Below are 17,261 nucleotides of genomic sequence, written 5' to 3' on the forward strand. Positions count from 1 at the left end.
GCCGGCGCGTCAGGCGTGGGCGAGGACGTCGGCGGGGGAGGCGTCGGTGGGCAGCCAGGTGACGCGCAGGTCGCGGTAGAGGCCGGCGACACCGGAGGCTGTGGGGTCGATGCCGACGGCGGCCAGCGAGGGGCCGAGGTCGGTGAGGTCCGGGGTGATGCCGACGATCTTCGCCGAGGTCCCGCGGAGGGCGTCGCGGACGCCGGGGACGCCGAGCACGATGCCGATCGACAGGACCGGGTCGCCCCCGGGGAGCACGACGACGTCGGCCTCACGGATCGCGTCGAGGACGCCCGGGGCCGCCGCGGCGCGGTCCATGCCCGCGACGACGAAGCGGGTCGCGGCGGGGGAGCCGAGCTCGTGGCGCCACTGCTGGACGTGGACGGCTCGCTGCTCCTCCTGCTCGTCGAGGACGACGTGGGTCTCGACGGGGACGTCGCTCATGGGGAGCAGCCGGACCCCCTTCGCCGGCAGGCCGCGGCGCTCGGCGAGGCGCTGGGTGACCTCGCTGGGCGTGGCGCCCTGGCCGAGCCATGCGGTCCGGGCCAGGTGGGTGCCGATCTCGCGGTCGGTGACCGGGTACCACTGGGGCTGGACGCCGAGGGCGTGCAGTTCGTCGGTGACGAGGGAGGGGGCGGCGCCGGCCGTGCCGGGGTCGTCGGGGGAGAGGTCGGCGAGCAGCCCGTCGATCTCCGGGGAGATCCGCAGTCCCCACAGGGAGATGTCATCGCCGGTGTTGGCGATGACGGTGACCTCGGGTGCCGGGGTGGGGTCCCCGGGGTGGTCGACGAGGCCGCGGACGAGTCGGGAGCCGGCGGGGCCGCCGGAGATCACGGTGATGCGCATGGAGGACATGCTCTCAGCCCACGAAGGGGGCGCCGCCCCCAGTGGACCGTTCGACGCTTCCATAGCCTGCTCGGCTTGACGACGCACGCATGACACGCATGTAATTACAGACATGTCAGGCCGAAGAACCATCGGTGTGGCGTGAAGTACAGGGTCGAGTGCCGAGGTCGAGGAGGGACCATGCACGAACTTCAGCTGATCACCGGTGGAGAGCTCGCCGACGAATCCACGGAGCTGTCCTGGCAGGAGCGTTCGCTCTGCGCCCAGACGGACCCCGAGGCGTTCTTCCCCGAAAAGGGAGGATCCACGCGCGAGGCCAAGAAGGTCTGCGTCGGGTGCGAGGTGCGACAGGAGTGCCTCGAGTACGCCCTCGAGCACGACGAGCGCTTCGGCATCTGGGGTGGCCTGTCCGAGCGCGAGCGACGCAAGCTCAAGAAGCGCGCAGTCTGACTGTCGGCGAGGTCGTGACGCAGCCCACCCCCGCGAGTTCCACCGCCACACCCTCTCGGCGGACGACGGCGCCCCCGGCGACCGTCACCGCAGTCGTCGTCGCGCGCGACCGTGAGGGGACCGGGCAGGTCCTGAGCGCCCTCCTCGCCCAGGACCGTCTGCCCGACCGCATCCTCCTCGTCGACGGCGCGATCGACGGACTCGGCGACACGAGTGACCTCCTCGCTCCGGTCGGCGAGGCCGACATCGAGGTCCTCACCACGACCCTCGGCCCCCGACGCGGGGTCCGCCGGATCCTGCCGGCGATGATCGACCGGTTGCCCCGCGCCGACGTGGGCCACGACCTCGTGTGGGTCCTCACCTCGCGCACCCGACCGCACCCGCAGGCGCTGCGTCGTCTCGTCGCCGCCAGCGGCCGGGGCGTCGGCCTCGCCACACCCAAGCTCGTCGACGAGCGCGACCCGAGCCGCCTCGTGCGGATGGGCCTGCAGGTGACCCGCTCCGGCCGCATCGTCCCCCACCCCGAGGCCGGCACGACCGACCAGGGCCAGCACGACGCCGACGTCGACGCCATCGCCGCGCCCCTCGAGGGGCTGCTCATCGACCGTGACACCTACGAGCGGCTCGACGGGCACGACCCCTCCCTGGGCGACTTCGGTGGCGACCTCGACCTCGGCTGGCGCTCGCAGCGGGCCGGCCGCCGGGTCGTCGTCGTCCCCACGGCCGCCGTCGCGGTGCAGCCCACGGCGGCCGAGCGGCACCCGTCCCACGAGCACCGGCGTCAGGCCCGCCGGGCTGCGCTGACCCGGGCGCACGTCGCGACCGCGCCACTGCTCGCGCTGTGGGTCCTGCTGAGCAGCCTCGTCACGGGGCTGGCGCTCGTCGTCCTCAAGCGCCCCGGCATGGGGGCCGACGAGCTCGCGAGCATCCCCGCCGCTCTCGACCTGCGGACCCTCCGGTCCCGGCTGCGGGGGCGAGCCCCGCGCGAGGTCGCGCGCGCCGACCTCGACGCGCTCTTCGTCACCCCCGCCGACGCCCGTCGTCGGATCGTCGACGACGCCCGCAGCGGCGTCGGGCGCGATCCTGGCGTCGAGGCCCGCTCCCTCGAGGTCGAGCGCAGGGGAGGGTGGTTCGCCCACCCGCTGCTGTGGCTCGTCCTGCTCGCCGCGGGGCTGTCCGCGTGGTCGGCCCGCCACATCACCGGCGAGCTGCGCCACCGCGTCGACTCGGGTCTGGTCGGCGGCGAGCTGCTCGGCGGTCGCGCGACCGCCGGCCAGCTCTGGGACGCCTGGTGGACCGGCTGGCACGGTCAGGGCTGGGGGGCCGCGGGCGAGCAGAGCCCCGCTCTCGTCGTGCTCGCCGGGCTGTCGGCGCTCGTCTCCTGGCTCCCCGGCCTCGGCGCGAGCCACTCGCCCGCCGGCGTCGTCCTGGCCCTCCTCGTCGTCACGGCCCTGCCGGTCGCGGCGGCCACCGCCTGGGGCGCCAGCCGCACCTTCTCGACGCACCGGTGGGTGCGTGCCGCGGCCGCCCTGGCGTGGGTGACCACTGCGCCGGCCGCGCTGGCCGTGGGCGAAGGGAGGATCGGTGCCCTCCTCGCGCTGGTCCTGCTGCCGCGCATCGCCGCCGGTCTCGTGCGGGCGACGCGCCGTCACACCGCCTACAGCGACACCGTGCGCACGGCGCTGTGGGCGACCCTGCTCGCGACCGTGGCCCCCGTCTTCGGAGTGGTGACGGTCGTCGTCGGCCTCGGTCTGCTCCTCGTCGGTGACGCGCGCCGTCGGGCCCGCGGGATCACCCTCGCGCTCACCCCCTTTGTCCTCGCCGGGCCATGGCTGCTCGCGCTCCAGGCGCAGCCCGCCCGCCTGCTCACCGGGTGGGGCCTGACCGACCTGCAGATCGCGACGCCCGCGACCCGGCTCGCCCTGGGGCAGCTGCCCGGTGGAGCCCCGACGACGTGGTGGACCGCGGCGGTCCTCGCCCTCGGGGTCCTCGCCCTGGCCGTGCCCGGCCGGCGCCCCGGCTCGTGGGTCGCCGCCGGAGTCGGTCTGGTCGGTCTGGCCTGGACCCTCGGGGCGCCGCACCTCGTCCTCGGCCACCGTCCGGCCGGTGCCGCGGACCCGGGGGCCGCCGTGACCGCGTGGGCCGGCCTCGGCCAGATCGTGCTCGTCGGCAGTGCCCTCGTCGCGGTGCTCCTCGCCTCCGACACGCTGCCGGACCGGCTGCGTGGTGCCGGCCGTCGACTGTGGCTCCTCGTGCCGGCGGTCGGCCTGACCGTGGCGGCCGTCGGCAGCGGGGTCGTCGTCGGCCAGCACTCCTACGGCGACGGGCTGACGACCTGGCGCGACCCGCGCCCGCTCGTTGCGACCGCCGCTGCCGAGGGGGATCTGGGCGCCAGGACCCTCGTCGTCGAGGCCGCCGGTGAGGGTGTGACCTACCGCCTCGTCGGGGCCGAGCCCGGTGACCTGGTGCGCGACCTGGCCGCCGGCTCGACCCCCGTGCCCGGGGAGGAGGACGTCGCCGCCGCCGTCGCGCAGCTCCTCGGCGCCGGCGAGGGGCAGCAGCTGCCGGCCGACGTGCTCGCCGAGCAGGGCGTCTCCCACCTCGTCGTGGTCGAGCCGAGCGAGGCCCAGCGGCGACTCGTCGACGCCTCACCGGGCCTGAGCCGACTCGGCTCCAGCGCCGGGACCACGACCTGGGCGGTGCGCTCGGACCTCACCCGTGAGTCCGTGCCCTCGCGCGTGCGGGTCTCCACCGAGCGGACCAGCGAGGCCGTCGCCGTCGAGGGTCCGCACGCCGACACCGCCGGCGACGTGTCCGTCCCCCGAGCCGACACGCTCACCATCGCCGAGTCGCTCGACTGGAGCGATCGCGCGCAGGTGCGCGCCGACGGGCGCCTCCTCACCGCCCAGACGCACAGCGCGGTCCCGACCTACGAGCTGCCGGAGCGCACTGACGAGGTGAGCGTCTCCTTCGGGGCCGGCCACCCGTGGTGGAAGCTCGGGCAGGGGCTCGCGCTCGTCCTGGCCCTCTACCTGGCCCTGCCGACCGAGCGGCGGATCGACCCCGAGGAGGAGGATGCCCGATGAGCCCATCCCGCCCCTGGCTGACCCCGGTCTCGCGGGTGCTCGCCGTCGCGGTCGTCGCCGGTGCCGGCGTGGTCGGTGCCGACCGCATCGGGGCCGCGCCCGAGGCGACCTCCGCCCCGGACGGCGCGTCGAGCGCTGCGACCACCATGACGACCTCCTACTGTGCGGGGGACCCCTTCGCGGGTGGGGGAGAGGACTCCCCGGCCGTCGACGTCACGGGGGCGATCGACGCGATGGCCGCTCCCGGCGAGGTGCTCGACGGTGTCGTCAGCCCCTCGGAGGACCCGGGCCGGATCACCGTCGAGGAGGTGTCGAAGGCGAGCGCCACCGACCCCAAGGACTCCTCGGAGAGCGGCCCGACGCAGGTGTCGCGCGACGAGCTCGGCGCCGAGTCGGTGCGCGTGCGGGGCACCGGCGAGCGGGCTCCGGGCCTCGTCGCGACCGAGTCCTTCACCGTCTCCGGTGAGGACGTCCAGGGTCTGGCCGCCCTCCCGTGCGCCGCTCCCACGGCCGATGCGTGGCTCGTCGCCGGCGGCGGCGACCGCGGCCGGCAGGAGCGGCTCGTCCTGACCAACCCGGGCGGCAATGCCGTCAGCGCCCGGGTCGAGGCCCTCGGTGCCGATGGCGGCGGGGACGCCAAGGACCGCTCGGTGGTCGTGCCGGCCGGCGGCCGCAGCACCGTGCTGCTCGACAGCCTCGGCGGCACCGAGGCGCCGCAGGCCGTGCACGTGACGACGACCGGCGGTCTCGTGGCCCCGGTGATCGTCGACCAGCATCTCGACGGGCTGACCCCGGCAGGCGTCGACGTCGTGGGCCCGACCGCGCAGCCGGGCACGCGCCTGGTCCTCCCGGGCAATGCCAACGGCTCCGACCGCGGTCTGGTCATCGCGGCTCCCGGCGATCGCGACGCCGTCGTCCAGGTCCGCCGGCTGAGCGAGGATGCCGCCCGCAGCGCCGAGGTCGTCACCGTCCCGGCCGGTGAGGTCGTCGACGTCGACCTCGAGACCTCCGACGGCATGCGCTCCTGGGTCGTCGAGTCCGACGAACCCGTCGTCGCCGCCTCCTGGACCCGGGCCGAGGGCACGCAGGGGCGCAGCGACATGGCCTGGTCGGTCGCCACGCCCGCGATCGGGCGACTGGCCGGGGTGGCGCTGCCGAGCGCGAGCGCCGACGACGCCCGGACCTTCGTCGAGGTGACCGCGGCCGACGGTCCCGCCGAGGTGGAGGTGCTCGTCTCCCGGGACGGTGAGGTGAGCACCGAGGAGGTGAGCCTCGACGAGGCGCGCAGCAAGGCACTGCCGGTGGGACGGGCCGATGCCGTGTGGGTGCGGCCGGTGAGCGGACGCGTGCACTCCGCAGCGCTCGTCCTGAGCGCGCCCGGCGCCCAGGAGGCCCAGGCCGCCTCGCTGCCGCTGCTGCCCTCGCGCGTCGCCGTGCGCGACGTGCCGGTCGTCCAGGCCCGCTGACTTCCCTTCGCAGGGTTGGGCTCAGCGGGGCGGATCGACCTCGTCGGGGTCGACCCCGAGCAGGCGCGCGACCTGCTCGACCATGACCTCGTGGACGACCTCGGCCTGGTCGGTGCCGCGGGAGATCGTCTCGACGGGGCGGCGGTAGACGACGATGCGCGCCGGCAGGGGCCCGTGTGCCGGCCACAGCCGGGCCAGCGGCACGCCCTCCTCCCAGCCGGCGGGGTCCGACGGAGGGATGTCCTCGACGGCGAACTCCACGTCGCCCCACCGGCGCCCGAGCACGCCGCGGAAGCGCTGTGCGGTGTCGATGACGAGGTCGTCGAAGGCCTCCGCCCGGGTCGCCATCGCCGGGACGGCAGGGTGCGCGAGCGGGCCGCGCAGGCCCCGGCCACGACGATCTCGATGACGACTCACCCTCCCGATCGTAGGTGGGCGCCGACGGCGTGGCGTCGCACATCGCGGCGATCGTGGCCTAGCCTGCACGGGTGTCCGTCTCTCGCCAGTGCTCCCGTGCCGCGTGCCCGCGACCGGCGGCGCGGACCCTGACCTACGTCTACTCCGACTCCACGGTCGTCCTCGGCCCGCTCGCCACCTACGCCGAGCCCCACGCCTACGACCTGTGCGACGACCACGCCGACCGGCTCACCGCTCCTCGCGGCTGGGACGTCGTGCGGCTGGCCGCCGACCAGCCGGCGCCGGCCACCCACGACGACCTCGTCGCGCTCGCCGAGGTCGTGCGCCGCCGCCCCGAGCCCCAGACCGACTCCGAGCGCACCCGGCACGTCGCCACCAGCGCGCGACCGGAGCCGACGAGCGTCACCGAGACCGGGCGTCGTGGCCACCTGCGCGTGCTGCGCGACCGCGACTGATCCCGCCCCCGACGCCCCCGCCGGGCGAACTAGGCTGGCGCGGTGACCACCACGCTCTCCGACTTCGTCAAGGCCTACGACGTGCGCGGCCTCGTCCCGCAGCAGCTCAACATCGACGTGGCGCACGCCCTCGGTGCCGCCTTCGCCGCGGTCGTCGCCCTCGAGGAGGGCGCGTCCGCGGTCGTCATCGGGCATGACATGCGGCCCAGCTCCCCGGAGCTCGTCGACGCCCTCGCCCGCGGGATCACCGCACGTGGGGTCGACGCGATCCTCATCGGGCTGGCCAGCACCGATGGCCTCTACTACGCCAGCGGGGCGCTCGGGCTGCCGGGCGCGATGTTCACCGCGAGCCACAACCCGGCCCGCTACAACGGCATCAAGTTCTGCCGCACCGGCGCCCGCCCGGTCGGGCAGGAGTCCGGTCTGGCGCAGATCCGCGACCTCGCCCAGGCCCACCTCGATGCCGGGGTGTCGGCCTTCGACGGGGTCCGCCCCGGCACCATCTCCCGACGCGACGTCCTCGCCGACTACGCGGCCTTCCTCCGCGGCCTGGTCGACCTGTCGGGCTGCCGCCCCCTTCGGGTCACGGTCGACGCCGGCAACGGCATGGGTGGGCTGACCGTCCCGGCCGTCCTCGGCACCGACTCGGGGCTGCCGGGCCTGCCGCTCACGATCGACCCGATGTACTTCGAGCTGGACGGCACCTTCCCCAACCACGAGGCCAACCCCCTCGACCCGGCCAACCTCGTCGATCTCCAGGAGCGGGTCCGCAGCCACGGCGCCGACATCGGCATCGCCTTCGACGGCGACGCCGACCGCTGCTTCGTCGTCGACGAGCACGGCGACCCGGTGAGCCCGAGCGCGATCACCGCGATGATCGCCAGCCGCGAGATCGCCCGTGAGGTCGCCGCCGGGCGCGCCCCGGGGGACGTGGCGATCGTGCACAACGCGATCACCTCGGCCGCGGTGCCGCAGATCATCGCCGAGGCGGGAGCCCGTCCCGTGCGCACGCGGGTGGGCCACAGCTACGTCAAGGCCGACATGAGTGAGCACGACGCGGTCTTCGGCGGGGAGCACTCGGCGCACTACTACTTCCGCGACTTCTGGTTCGCCGACACCGGCATGCTCGCCGCGATGCACGTGCTCGCCGCGCTCGGCGAGAGCGACGCTCCGCTGAGCGAGGTCATGGCGCCCTACGAGCGCTACGTCGCCTCCGGCGAGATCAACTCCACCGTCGCGGACGCCGCCGCCGTCACCGAGGTCGTGCGAGCGCGGCATGCCACCGAGGGGACGAGCGTCGACGAGCTCGACGGGCTCACCGTCACCCTGCCCGGTGCCGATGGCGCTCCGCAGTGGTGGTTCAACCTGCGCCCGAGCAACACCGAGCCGCTGCTGCGGCTCAACGTCGAGGCCGCCGACGAGGCGACGATGGCGCGGGTGCGCGACGATGTCCTGACGACGATCCGAGAGGCCTGACATGAGCGAGTCCACGATGCAGCCCTGGCTGCGCGAGATCCTGCGCTGCCCCGCGTGCCGCGCCGAGCTGCGCGACGAGACCGGCGCCGCCGGCCCGGAGCTGGTGTGCACCGGCGCCGACTGCGGTCTGGCCTACCGGGTGGACGACGGCATCCCCGTCCTTCTCGTCGACGAGGCCCGGCCCCGGGGCTGAGGCGATCATGACCCCCTTCGACGAGATGCTGCTCGACGACGAGGGACACCGTCGCGCCGTCGACACCACCGACATGCTGCGGGCCCTGGCAGGCGCCGGAGCCCAGGTGCGACGGGCGCGCACCGTCTGCGCCGAGACCGACCTGGCCCGCATCTCGCGCGACCGTCCCCGGGCGGTGCACGTCGCCGCGGTCGGGGGAGCGGAGGCGGTCGGCGCGGTCCTCGACCTGCTCGTCTCGCGCAGCGGTCCCGTCCTGCTGAGCGCCGACGGCTCCGGCCCGCTGCCGGGCTGGGTCGGCACCCTCGACCTCGTCATCGCAGTCTCCCTCTCGGGGCGGGCCGAGGGCCCCGTCCGCCAGGCGCGCGAAGCCGCCCGGCGCGGCGCCCAGCTGCTGACGATCGGCGCTCCTGACAGCCCGCTCGCCGATGCGGCCGCGCACGCCCGCGGGGTGCACGTGCCCGTCGAGGTACCGGGTGGGCACTCGCGCACGGCGATGTGGGGGCTGGTCACCCCCGCGCTCTTCGCCGCCACCGCCTGCGGGGTCGCCGAGGTCCCACCCGAGGTGCTCGCCGCCGTGGCCGACCGACTCGACGATCAGGCCGAGCGCTTCCGGCCCGATGCGGAGTACTTCGTCAACCCCGCCAAGACCCTGGCCCTGGAGTTGTCCGAGCTGGCGCCCGTCGTCCTCGGCGACGGACCGGTGACGGGCGTCGCGGCGCACCGCACGAGCGCGATGCTCGCCCGCACGGCGCGCACGCCCGCCACCTGGGGCCGGCTGCCCGATGCGGCGGCCCAGGTCGTCGCCTGCCTGTCCGGGCCCTACGCCGGTGGCCAGCAGGCGCCCGACGGCGGGCGAGACGTCTTCGCCGACCCCTACCTCGACGGCCCCGCTGGTCCACAGCTCGGGCTGCTCCTGCTGCGCGACCCGGTCCCGGCGACCGGCGACGGCCCGAGCGAGGTCGAGCGGCACAACACCGCACAGTCGGTCGCCGACCACGCCGGGGCCAGCGGGGTCCGGGTCCTCGAGCACACGGCCTCGCCCGGCCACCCGCTCGAGCGGCTCGCCGAGCTCGTCGCGCTCACCGACTTCGCGGCCACCTATCTCGCCATCGGTCACGGGCTCGACCCCGCGACCGCCCCCGGCATCTCCGACCTCCACCTGCCCAGGAAGGCCCCCGAGTGATCGACGTCGACATCGCTGTCATCGGCAGCGGATCCGGCAACAGCCTGCTCACCGACGACCTGTCGGACCGCACCTTCGCGATGATCGAGGGCGGTGCCGTCTTCGGCGGTACCTGCCTCAACGTTGGCTGCATCCCGACGAAGATGTACGTCCACGTCGCCGAGATCGCCACCGCGGTGCGCGAAGGGGGGCGGCTCGGTGTCGATGCGACGCTCGAGCGGGTGCGCTTCACCGACGTGCGCGACCGCGTCTTCGGGCGGATCGACCCGATCTCCGCGGCCGGTGAGGCCTATCGCCGCGACGAGGAAGGGGTGCACCTGCTGCGCGGTCGGGCGCGTTTCACCGGGCCGCGCGAGCTCGAGGTGGCGCTGCTCGACGGTGGGACCGAGCAGGTCCGTGCCCGCCAGGTGGTCGTGGCCACCGGGTCCCACGCCGTGATCCCCGACGAGCTGGCGGCTGCCGCCGAGCGCGAGGGCGTCGAGCTGCACACCTCCGACACCGTGATGCGGCTGCCTGACCTGCCGGCGCGGATGCTCGTCGTCGGGGCCGGCTACATCGCCATGGAGATGGCGCACGTCTTCTCCGCCTTCGGTACCGAGGTCGTCGTCTCCGCCCGTGGAGACCGCCTGCTGCGCCACCTCGACGGCGACATCTCGGCGGCCTTCACCGCGGCCGCGGCGGAGCAGTGGGACGTGCGCTTCCGGACCACCGTCACCGACATGCGTCGGACCAGCAGCGGCGTCACGGCCACCCTCTCCGACGGGTCGACGGTCGACACCGACGTCGTGCTCGTGGCCACGGGCCGCCGGCCGAGCACCCAGGACATGGGGCTGGACGTCGCCGGGGTGGAGGTCCACGACGACGACCGGGTCGTCGTCGACGAGCACGGCCGGACCACCGCCGACGGGGTGTGGTCCCTGGGCGACGCGTCATCCCCCTTCCAGCTCAAGCACGTCGCCAACCACGAGGCGCGCGTCGTCGCCCACAACCTCGCCCACCCCGACGACCTGCAGTCCTACACCCACACGGCCGTCCCGGCCGCGGTCTTCACCCACCCCCAGATCGCCTCCGTCGGGCTCACCGAGGAGGAGGCCCGCGCGCAGGGGCTCGACATCAGCGTCAAGGTGCAGCGGTACGGCGACACCGCCTACGGCTGGGCGATGGAGGACACCTCGAGCCTCTGCAAGGTCATCGCCGACCGTCGCACCGGGCGTCTGGTCGGTGGGCACCTCGTCGGCCCGCAGGCGTCGACCCTCATCCAGCCGCTCATCCAGATGATGGCCTTCGACCAACCGGTCGCCGACATGGTCCGTGGCCAGTACTGGATCCACCCGGCACTCACCGAGGTCGTCGAAAATGCGCTGCTCGGGCTCGACTTCAACCCGCCCGAGGACCACGTGGAGTCGCCGCCGCTCGCCTGAGCGCACCGACCGTCCGGCTCCCATACGCTGTCCCCGTGCACATGACCCACACGATGACCGGATCCCGGCGATGAGCGGCGGTCTCTTCGCCCTGCTCGACGACATCTCGGTGCTGGCGCGGGCCGCAGCCGCGTCCATCGACGACGTCGCCGCAGCCTCGGGCCGGGCCAGCGTCAAGGCCGCCGGGGTCGTTGTCGACGACACGGCCGTCACCCCGCGCTACGTGGAGGGGCTCGACCCCAAGCGCGAGCTGCCGATCATCAAGCGGATCACCGTCGGGTCGCTGCGCAACAAGCTCGTCTTCATCGTGCCCGCGATCCTGCTGCTCAACGCCTTCATCCCCTGGCTGCTCTCCCCGCTGCTCATGCTCGGCGGCACCTACCTGTGCTTCGAGGGCGCGGAGAAGATCTGGGAGAAGGTCTCCGGCCACGGCCACCACGCCGGGGAGGAGGAGCAGGTCGGCGACGAGGACACGATCGTCAAGGGTGCCGTGACGACGGACTTCATCCTCTCCGCCGAGATCATGGTCATCTCGCTCAAGGCGGTGCTCGACGAGGGGCTCAACGACTCCTTCTGGTACCTGCTCGCCGTGATGGTCGTCGTCGCCGTCTTCATCACGCTCGTCGTCTACGGGACCGTCGCGCTCATCGTCAAGATGGACGACATCGGCCTGTCCCTCTCCCGGCGCGAGTCCGGCCTCTCGCAGACCGTCGGGCAGGGCCTCGTCTCCGGCATGCCCAAGCTGCTCACCGTGCTCTCCGTCGTCGGTGTCGCCGCGATGCTCTGGGTCGGTGGCCACATCATCCTCGTCGGCCTCGAGGAGACCGGCTGGCTCCCGCAGCCCTACGAGTTCGTCCACCACCTCGAGGAGCAGGTCCACCACGCGACCGGCGCCCTCGGCGGCGTGCTCGGCTGGCTGACCAACACCGTTGCGTCGGCGATCCTCGGCCTGCTCGTCGGCGCCCTCGTCGTGGCGGTCATGCACGTGCTGCCCTTCGGCAAGGACGAAGGGGAGACCGCCGGGGCCCACTGACCCGCTTACGCGGCCCTGAGCCACTCCTCGAGGAGGATCTCGACGCGGGACGTGGTGTGGACGTCTCGGCCGTGGCCGAGGATCGGCGGCGCGTGCGAATGGACCGTGCGCCCGGTGGGCGTGGACAGCGTGATCGCGTGGGGCCCTCCGCCGGGGTCGGGACCGTCTGCATCGAGGCCGGTCGACTCGATCCGGACGGTGAACCCCGGGGCCTCCTTGTCGAGGTTGTGGCGCTGACAGACCCCGAGACCATTGCCCGCGGAGGTGGGTCCGCCGCGTGCTGCGGGGAGGGCGTGGTCGATCTGGGTGATGGGGGCATCGCACCACGGGATGCGGCAGGTCTGGTCGCGCAGCTCGATGAGGCGTCGCAGCCCACCGGTGTGCACGCGCTGCCGGGAGGTCATGGCAACCAGGTCGCGTCCGTCTGCCCCGGTCCACAGCCGGCGCAACCAGGTGCCGGCCCCATCGTCGCCCTCGGCGGCGCACACGGTGAGGAGGTGCTCGCGAGCTTGCGCGGCGGGCACGGCCCCAAAGCCGGTGACCTCGACGCGCTCGCCGACGCCCCGGCCGCCGCCCGGACCACGCGTGGGGTCGACGACCGCGGCGTCCATGACCATCCCGATCTCGACGGGTTGGGGCTGCCCGGAAGCTCGTCCGGACAACAGCTCGAGCGCTGTATCGGCCTGCCACGCCCCCGCGCCGCGCTCGTCGGCGGCTCGCTCGGCGTCCATGACCGGGTCACCGGTGGCGGTGCGTCGGGCTGCCTCGGCGGACTTGAGCGCGGCCAGGGCACCGACCACCTGCACGACGGGGCCGAGGATGCTCAGCCGGGCCATGCCATCGGGTGCCGGTCGCGCAGAGACGTGTCGGGAGGCTGCGGCGCGCCGGCGCCGCTCGACGATGGCGGCCTGGTCGAGGTCGATGCAGGCGCGGTGCGCGGCCGCTGCCAGACCTCGGTCACCGAGGGTGGTCAGGCACTTCGTCAGGCGGCGGTCGGCCTCGCGGCGGTTGGCCGGGGACAGGCACGAGGTCTCGCGAGCGACGATGGTGGCGCGCCACTCGCTGATCCGACCCGAGGTCAGGGCGGCCATGGTGTGGGGCAGGTCGGTCACGAGCGCGCGGGCCACGCCCACGTGGCGGTCGGCCTGGCCGGGGGAGCAACGTCGCGCCAGGGCGACCTCGGTCCGCGAAGCTCTGCGCAGGACGGCGGCCTCACGTCGGGTGATCTCACCGCTGGCCCGCTGTTGCCCGGCACGCTCGTCGCGGTCGGCCACGAAGGCTGCGGTGGCTCGGGCCTGCACCGCGGACGCGGCTCCCTTCGCCTCCTCGAGCACGGCGACCACCTCGAGGAGGTCCGCCTCGCCCAGGCCGGTGACGTCGGTGCCCGACAGCTCGGCGAGTGTCGCCCGCAGACCCGCGAGCACGCCCCCTTCGTCGTCAGTGGTCGACGCTGTCGTCGGCTGCGTCATCGCGGCCCCCTTTCCCCACCACCCAGTATCGAACATGTGTTCGAGAACGTCAAGGGTTGGGGCAAGATGGTGGACCGCGGGCACTAGACTGTCGGCGCCGGCGTGGGTGATGACCCGCGACAGGCCCAGAAGGGTCGCGCCGGGTCCGATCCCACACCTGTCACAGGAGTTTTCACGTGTCCTTCGACTACAAGGTCGCCGACCTGGGCCTCGCCGAGGCCGGCCGTCACCAGATCCGCCTCGCCGAGCACGAGATGCCCGGCCTGATGAGCCTGCGCGAAGAATATGGCGAGAGCCAGCCGCTCAAGGGCGCGCGCATCGCCGGCTCGCTGCACATGACCGTCCAGACCGCCGTGCTCATCGAGACCCTCACGGCGCTGGGCGCCGAGGTCCGCTGGGCCAGCTGCAACATCTACTCGACGCAGGACGAGGCCGCCGCGGCGATCGTCGTCGGCGCCGGCACCCCCGAGGACCCGCAGGGCGTCCCGGTCTTCGCGTGGAAGGGCGAGAGCCTGCAGGAGTACTGGGACTGCACCGAGCAGATCCTCACCTGGGCCGACGGCGGGCCCAACATGATCCTCGACGACGGTGGCGACGCCACGATGCTCGTCCACAAGGGCAAGGAGTGGGAGGCCGCCGGTCAGGTGCCGCCCACGACCGACGAGGACTCCGAGGAGTTCGGCGTCTTCAAGGCGCTCGTGCGCCGCACCTTCGAGACCGACCCGCAGAAGTGGACCACGGTCGCCGCCGGCATCAAGGGCGTCACCGAGGAGACCACGACCGGCGTGCACCGCCTCTATCAGCTCGCCGAGGCCGGCGAGCTGCTCTTCCCGGCGATCAACGTCAACGACGCCGTCACCAAGAGCAAGTTCGACAACAAGTACGGCACTCGTCACTCCGTCCTCGACGGTCTCAACCGCGCCACCGACGTCCTCGTCGGCGGCAAGGTGGCCGTCGTCGCGGGCTACGGCGACGTCGGCAAGGGCGTCGCCAGCGCACTCGCCGGTCAGGGCGCCCGCGTCGTCGTCACCGAGGTCGACCCGATCTGCGCGCTCCAGGCCGCGATGGAGGGCTTCGAGGTCACGACGATGGACAAGGCCGCGACCTACGGCGACATCTTCGTCACGACGACCGGCTGCTACGACGTCATCACCGCCGAGCACATGTCGTCGATGAAGAACAAGGCGATCGTCTCCAACATCGGCCACTTCGACAACGAGATCGACATGGCCGGCCTCGCCCGCATCGACGGCGTCACCAAGACCGAGATCAAGCCGCAGGTCCACGAGTGGACCTTCGCCGACGGCCACTCGATCATCGTGCTGTCCGAAGGCCGCCTGATGAACCTCGGCAACGCCACGGGTCACCCGAGCTTCGTCATGTCCAACTCCTTCGCCAACCAGACGATCGCCCAGATCGAGCTCTTCGACAAGGCCGATGAGTACGTCGACGAGGAGGGTCGGCCGAGCGTCACCACCCTGCCCAAGCACCTCGACGAAAAGGTCGCCCGCCTGCACCTCGACGCCCTCGGCGTCGAGCTGACCGAGCTGACCAAGGGTCAGGCCGAGTACCTCGGCGTCGACGTCGCAGGGCCCTACAAGCCGGAGCACTACCGCTACTGAGCCCAGTCACAGCGGGGCCCGGAGACACCCGTCTCCGGGCCTCGCTGCGTCCGGTGGCTGAGGTACGACGCAGGAGCGTCGCAGGCCCCCGGTCGGTCAGGGGTGGAGCGTGGCGAGGGCGGCGTCGCTGTCGCGCAGGGCGGCGCGGTCGTAGGTGGAGGAGAAGGCGAGGACCTCGTCGGCGCCGGTGCGCTCGACGATCGCGGTGAGCTGCTCGGCGACGTCGCCGGCGGTGCCGTGGACCGCCTGGTCGAGGTGCCGCTCGACCTGCTCCTGCTGGCGGGCGGTGAGGCGCAGCGCAGGCTCCGGACGAAGGGGAGGGAAGGCCCCGGTCGTGCGCGACTCCACCATGGCCCAGGCCTCGGGCAGCACGAGGTCGCGGGCGCGTGCGGGTGCGTCGGCGACCAGCACGTCGACGCTGACGAGCACCCGCGGCGCGTCGTCGGGGTGGCGCGGGCGGAAGGCGGCGCGGTAGTCCGCCAACGGCGTCAGATCACCGTGAACCAGCGGCCCACCGACGACCACCGGCAGCCCCAGCCGCGCCGCGACGGCCAGACCCGACCCGGTCGCGAGGACGAAGAGCGGGGGAGCGGGCACCCCCTTCGGCATCGCGGTGACGGGACCGGCATCGGCCAGCAGGTCGGCCAGGGCGCTGACGTCGCCCGCGAAGTCGTCCGGGCCGTAGTCGTGCACGCCGAGCGCGTCCCGGACCGGCGCGGTGAAGCCGAGCGACCGCCCGACCCCGAGGTCGACGCGGCCGGGGTGGAGGGCGGCGAGCATCTTCGCCTGCTCGGCCACGACGATCGGCCGGTGGTTGGGCAGCATGACCCCGCCCGGCGGGCGCGCTCCACGGTGTCGTGCAGCGCGAGGGCGGTCGGCTCCCCCGCCCGGGTGCGTGAGCGGTCGAGCAGGCTGATCGGGACGGGCCGGGTGGTCACCCATCGAGCCTAGGCTGGCCCGGTGTCGTGGGCATCGGAGGGCGAAGGGAGCAGCTTCAGCCCGATGACCGCGCCGACGATGCCCATCAGCAGCAGGGCCTTGAGCGGGGTGAAGGTCTCGGCTCCTGTGACCATCGCCCAGGTGACCGTGAGGGCGGCCCCGACCCCGGTCCACACGGCATAGCCGGTGCCGATGGGGATGGTGCGCACGGCCAAGGCGAGGCCGCCCATGCTCAGGGCGAGGGCGACGAGGGAAGAGCAGGGTGGGACGCAGGCGGGTGAAGCCGTGGGACGCGGACAGCGCCGCCGCCCAGACGGCCTCGAGCATCCCCGAGACGACGAGCACGAGCCAGGACATGACAACTCCTCGATGAGTTCGTCGTGTCGTGGTGCGGGTACGGCTCCGTCGTCCGCAGGCCCGATCGCCGGACCTCTGGTCCGAGGCTACCGGCCGTGGCTCACGGGGCCGGCCGGGCCCCTGTGTGATGATGAGCAGGCAGCTGCACACCCCGTGGGAAGGCAAGACCGTGAAGGGACGTGTCCTCGTCGTCGACGACGACCAGGCGCTGGCCGAGATGCTCGGGATCGTCCTGCGCAAGGAGGGCCTCGACGTCGCGCACGTGGGCGACGGTGCGAGGGCGATCGACGCCTTCCACGAGTCGCGACCCGACCTCGTGCTCCTCGACGTCATGCTGCCCGGCATGGACGGCATCGAGATCTGCCGCCGGCTGCGGCAGGAGTCCGGGGTGCCGATCGTCATGCTCACCGCCCGCACCGACACCGTCGACGTCGTCGTCGGTCTCGAGTCCGGCGCCGACGACTACATCGTCAAGCCCTTCAAGCCGCAGGAGCTCATCGCCCGCCTGCGCGCGCGGCTGCGCCGTGGCGACGAGCCCGAGCCCGAGCGGCTGACGATCGGCGACCTGACGATCGACGTCGCCGGTCACTCGGTCAAGCGTGGCGACCAGTCGCTCGGCCTGACCCCTCTCGAGTTCGACCTCCTCGTCGCGCTCGCCCGCAAGCCGTGGCAGGTCTTCAGCCGCGAGGTGCTCCTCGAGCAGGTCTGGGGCTACCGCCACGCCGGTGACACCCGCCTGGTCAACGTGCACGTCCAGCGGCTGCGCTCGAAGATCGAGCACGACCCGGAGAACCCCCAGATCGTCGTCACCGTCCGCGGGGTCGGGTACAAGGCAGGGCCGTCCTGAC

General features: G+C 73.5%; 16 protein-coding genes and 1 riboswitch. Of the genes, 11 read left to right on the forward strand and 5 right to left on the reverse strand.

The window, feature by feature from the left end; genetic code table 11:
• Positions 1-9: 9 nt before the first annotated feature.
• On the reverse strand, positions 10-846 hold the full coding sequence (locus B9B60_RS06400; RefSeq protein ID WP_159451163.1) for a 2-phospho-L-lactate transferase CofD family protein: 837 nt from the start codon (positions 844-846) through the stop codon (positions 10-12).
• 180 nt (positions 847-1,026) lie between these two features.
• Between B9B60_RS06400 and B9B60_RS06405 the strand changes: the two genes are divergently transcribed.
• The 3 genes from B9B60_RS06405 to B9B60_RS06415 are packed head-to-tail and all read left to right on the forward strand — an operon-like array spanning position 1,027 to position 5,848.
• Positions 1,027-1,296 carry a WhiB family transcriptional regulator gene (locus B9B60_RS06405; protein ID WP_072625172.1) on the forward strand — a complete coding sequence of 90 codons (270 nt, stop codon included), beginning with the start codon at positions 1,027-1,029 and terminating at the stop codon, positions 1,294-1,296.
• A 14-nt stretch (positions 1,297-1,310) separates the two neighbouring features.
• On the forward strand, positions 1,311-4,382 hold the full coding sequence (locus B9B60_RS06410; protein WP_159451164.1) for a glycosyltransferase: 3,072 nt from the start codon (positions 1,311-1,313) through the stop codon (positions 4,380-4,382).
• The gene (locus tag B9B60_RS06415) at positions 4,379-5,848 is read left to right on the forward strand and encodes a DUF5719 family protein (protein ID WP_084450354.1); all 1,470 of its coding nucleotides are present in this window, start codon (positions 4,379-4,381) and stop codon (positions 5,846-5,848) included. The genes B9B60_RS06410 and B9B60_RS06415 overlap by 4 nt, the downstream gene beginning before the upstream one ends.
• A gap of 21 nt (positions 5,849-5,869) precedes the next feature.
• Here the strand turns inward: B9B60_RS06415 and B9B60_RS06420 are convergent, their stop codons facing one another.
• Positions 5,870-6,265: a metallopeptidase family protein gene (locus B9B60_RS06420; RefSeq protein WP_072625169.1), complete on the reverse strand. Its 396-nt coding sequence runs from the start codon at positions 6,263-6,265 to the stop codon at positions 5,870-5,872.
• 71 nt (positions 6,266-6,336) lie between these two features.
• Here B9B60_RS06420 and B9B60_RS06425 point away from each other — a divergent pair, with 71 nt between their 5' ends.
• From B9B60_RS06425 to B9B60_RS06450, 6 genes are all read left to right on the forward strand, one after another.
• Entirely contained in the window at positions 6,337-6,720 is a 384-nt protein-coding gene (locus tag B9B60_RS06425) for a DUF3499 domain-containing protein (protein WP_072625168.1), read from the forward strand.
• 42 nt (positions 6,721-6,762) lie between these two features.
• Positions 6,763-8,196: a phosphomannomutase/phosphoglucomutase gene (locus B9B60_RS06430; protein ID WP_084450355.1), complete on the forward strand. Its 1,434-nt coding sequence runs from the start codon at positions 6,763-6,765 to the stop codon at positions 8,194-8,196.
• Position 8,197: 1 nt separating this feature from the next.
• On the forward strand, positions 8,198-8,389 hold the full coding sequence (locus B9B60_RS06435) for a Trm112 family protein (RefSeq protein ID WP_072625166.1): 192 nt from the start codon (positions 8,198-8,200) through the stop codon (positions 8,387-8,389).
• A gap of 7 nt (positions 8,390-8,396) precedes the next feature.
• Positions 8,397-9,572 (forward strand): SIS domain-containing protein, encoded by a 1,176-nt coding sequence (locus tag B9B60_RS06440; RefSeq protein ID WP_072625165.1) that lies wholly within the window; start codon positions 8,397-8,399, stop codon positions 9,570-9,572.
• Positions 9,569-10,993, forward strand: coding sequence for a mycothione reductase (locus B9B60_RS06445; protein WP_084450356.1), 1,425 nt, complete (start codon positions 9,569-9,571; stop codon positions 10,991-10,993). The genes B9B60_RS06440 and B9B60_RS06445 overlap by 4 nt, the downstream gene beginning before the upstream one ends.
• Before the next feature lie 70 nt (positions 10,994-11,063).
• Positions 11,064-12,026, forward strand: a complete 963-nt coding sequence (locus B9B60_RS06450; RefSeq protein WP_084450357.1) for a DUF808 domain-containing protein — start codon at positions 11,064-11,066, stop codon at positions 12,024-12,026.
• Between the two features lie 5 nt (positions 12,027-12,031).
• Here B9B60_RS06450 and B9B60_RS06455 read toward each other — a convergent pair whose 3' ends face one another.
• Complete coding sequence (locus B9B60_RS06455) at positions 12,032-13,495, reverse strand: HNH endonuclease (protein ID WP_159451165.1); 1,464 nt, start codon at positions 13,493-13,495, stop codon at positions 12,032-12,034.
• Positions 13,496-13,671: 176 nt separating this feature from the next.
• Between B9B60_RS06455 and ahcY the strand changes: the two genes are divergently transcribed.
• The gene (ahcY, locus tag B9B60_RS06460) at positions 13,672-15,117 is read left to right on the forward strand and encodes an adenosylhomocysteinase (RefSeq protein WP_084450359.1); all 1,446 of its coding nucleotides are present in this window, start codon (positions 13,672-13,674) and stop codon (positions 15,115-15,117) included.
• A 96-nt stretch (positions 15,118-15,213) separates the two neighbouring features.
• Here the strand turns inward: ahcY and B9B60_RS06465 are convergent, their stop codons facing one another.
• Positions 15,214-15,942: an MsnO8 family LLM class oxidoreductase gene (locus tag B9B60_RS06465; RefSeq protein ID WP_234993769.1), complete on the reverse strand. Its 729-nt coding sequence runs from the start codon at positions 15,940-15,942 to the stop codon at positions 15,214-15,216.
• A 122-nt stretch (positions 15,943-16,064) separates the two neighbouring features.
• Positions 16,065-16,265, reverse strand: coding sequence for a DMT family transporter (locus B9B60_RS17770; RefSeq protein ID WP_327078575.1), 201 nt, complete (start codon positions 16,263-16,265; stop codon positions 16,065-16,067).
• 159 nt (positions 16,266-16,424) lie between these two features.
• A riboswitch (guanidine-III (ykkC-III) riboswitch) is annotated at positions 16,425-16,491 on the reverse strand.
• A 91-nt stretch (positions 16,492-16,582) separates the two neighbouring features.
• Here B9B60_RS17770 and mtrA point away from each other — a divergent pair.
• The gene (mtrA, locus tag B9B60_RS06475; RefSeq protein ID WP_084450423.1) at positions 16,583-17,260 is read left to right on the forward strand and encodes an MtrAB system response regulator MtrA; all 678 of its coding nucleotides are present in this window, start codon (positions 16,583-16,585) and stop codon (positions 17,258-17,260) included.
• Position 17,261: the final 1 nt, after the last annotated feature.

This window comes from Janibacter indicus, assembly GCF_900176385.1.
Taxonomy (GTDB): domain Bacteria; phylum Actinomycetota; class Actinomycetes; order Actinomycetales; family Dermatophilaceae; genus Janibacter; species Janibacter indicus.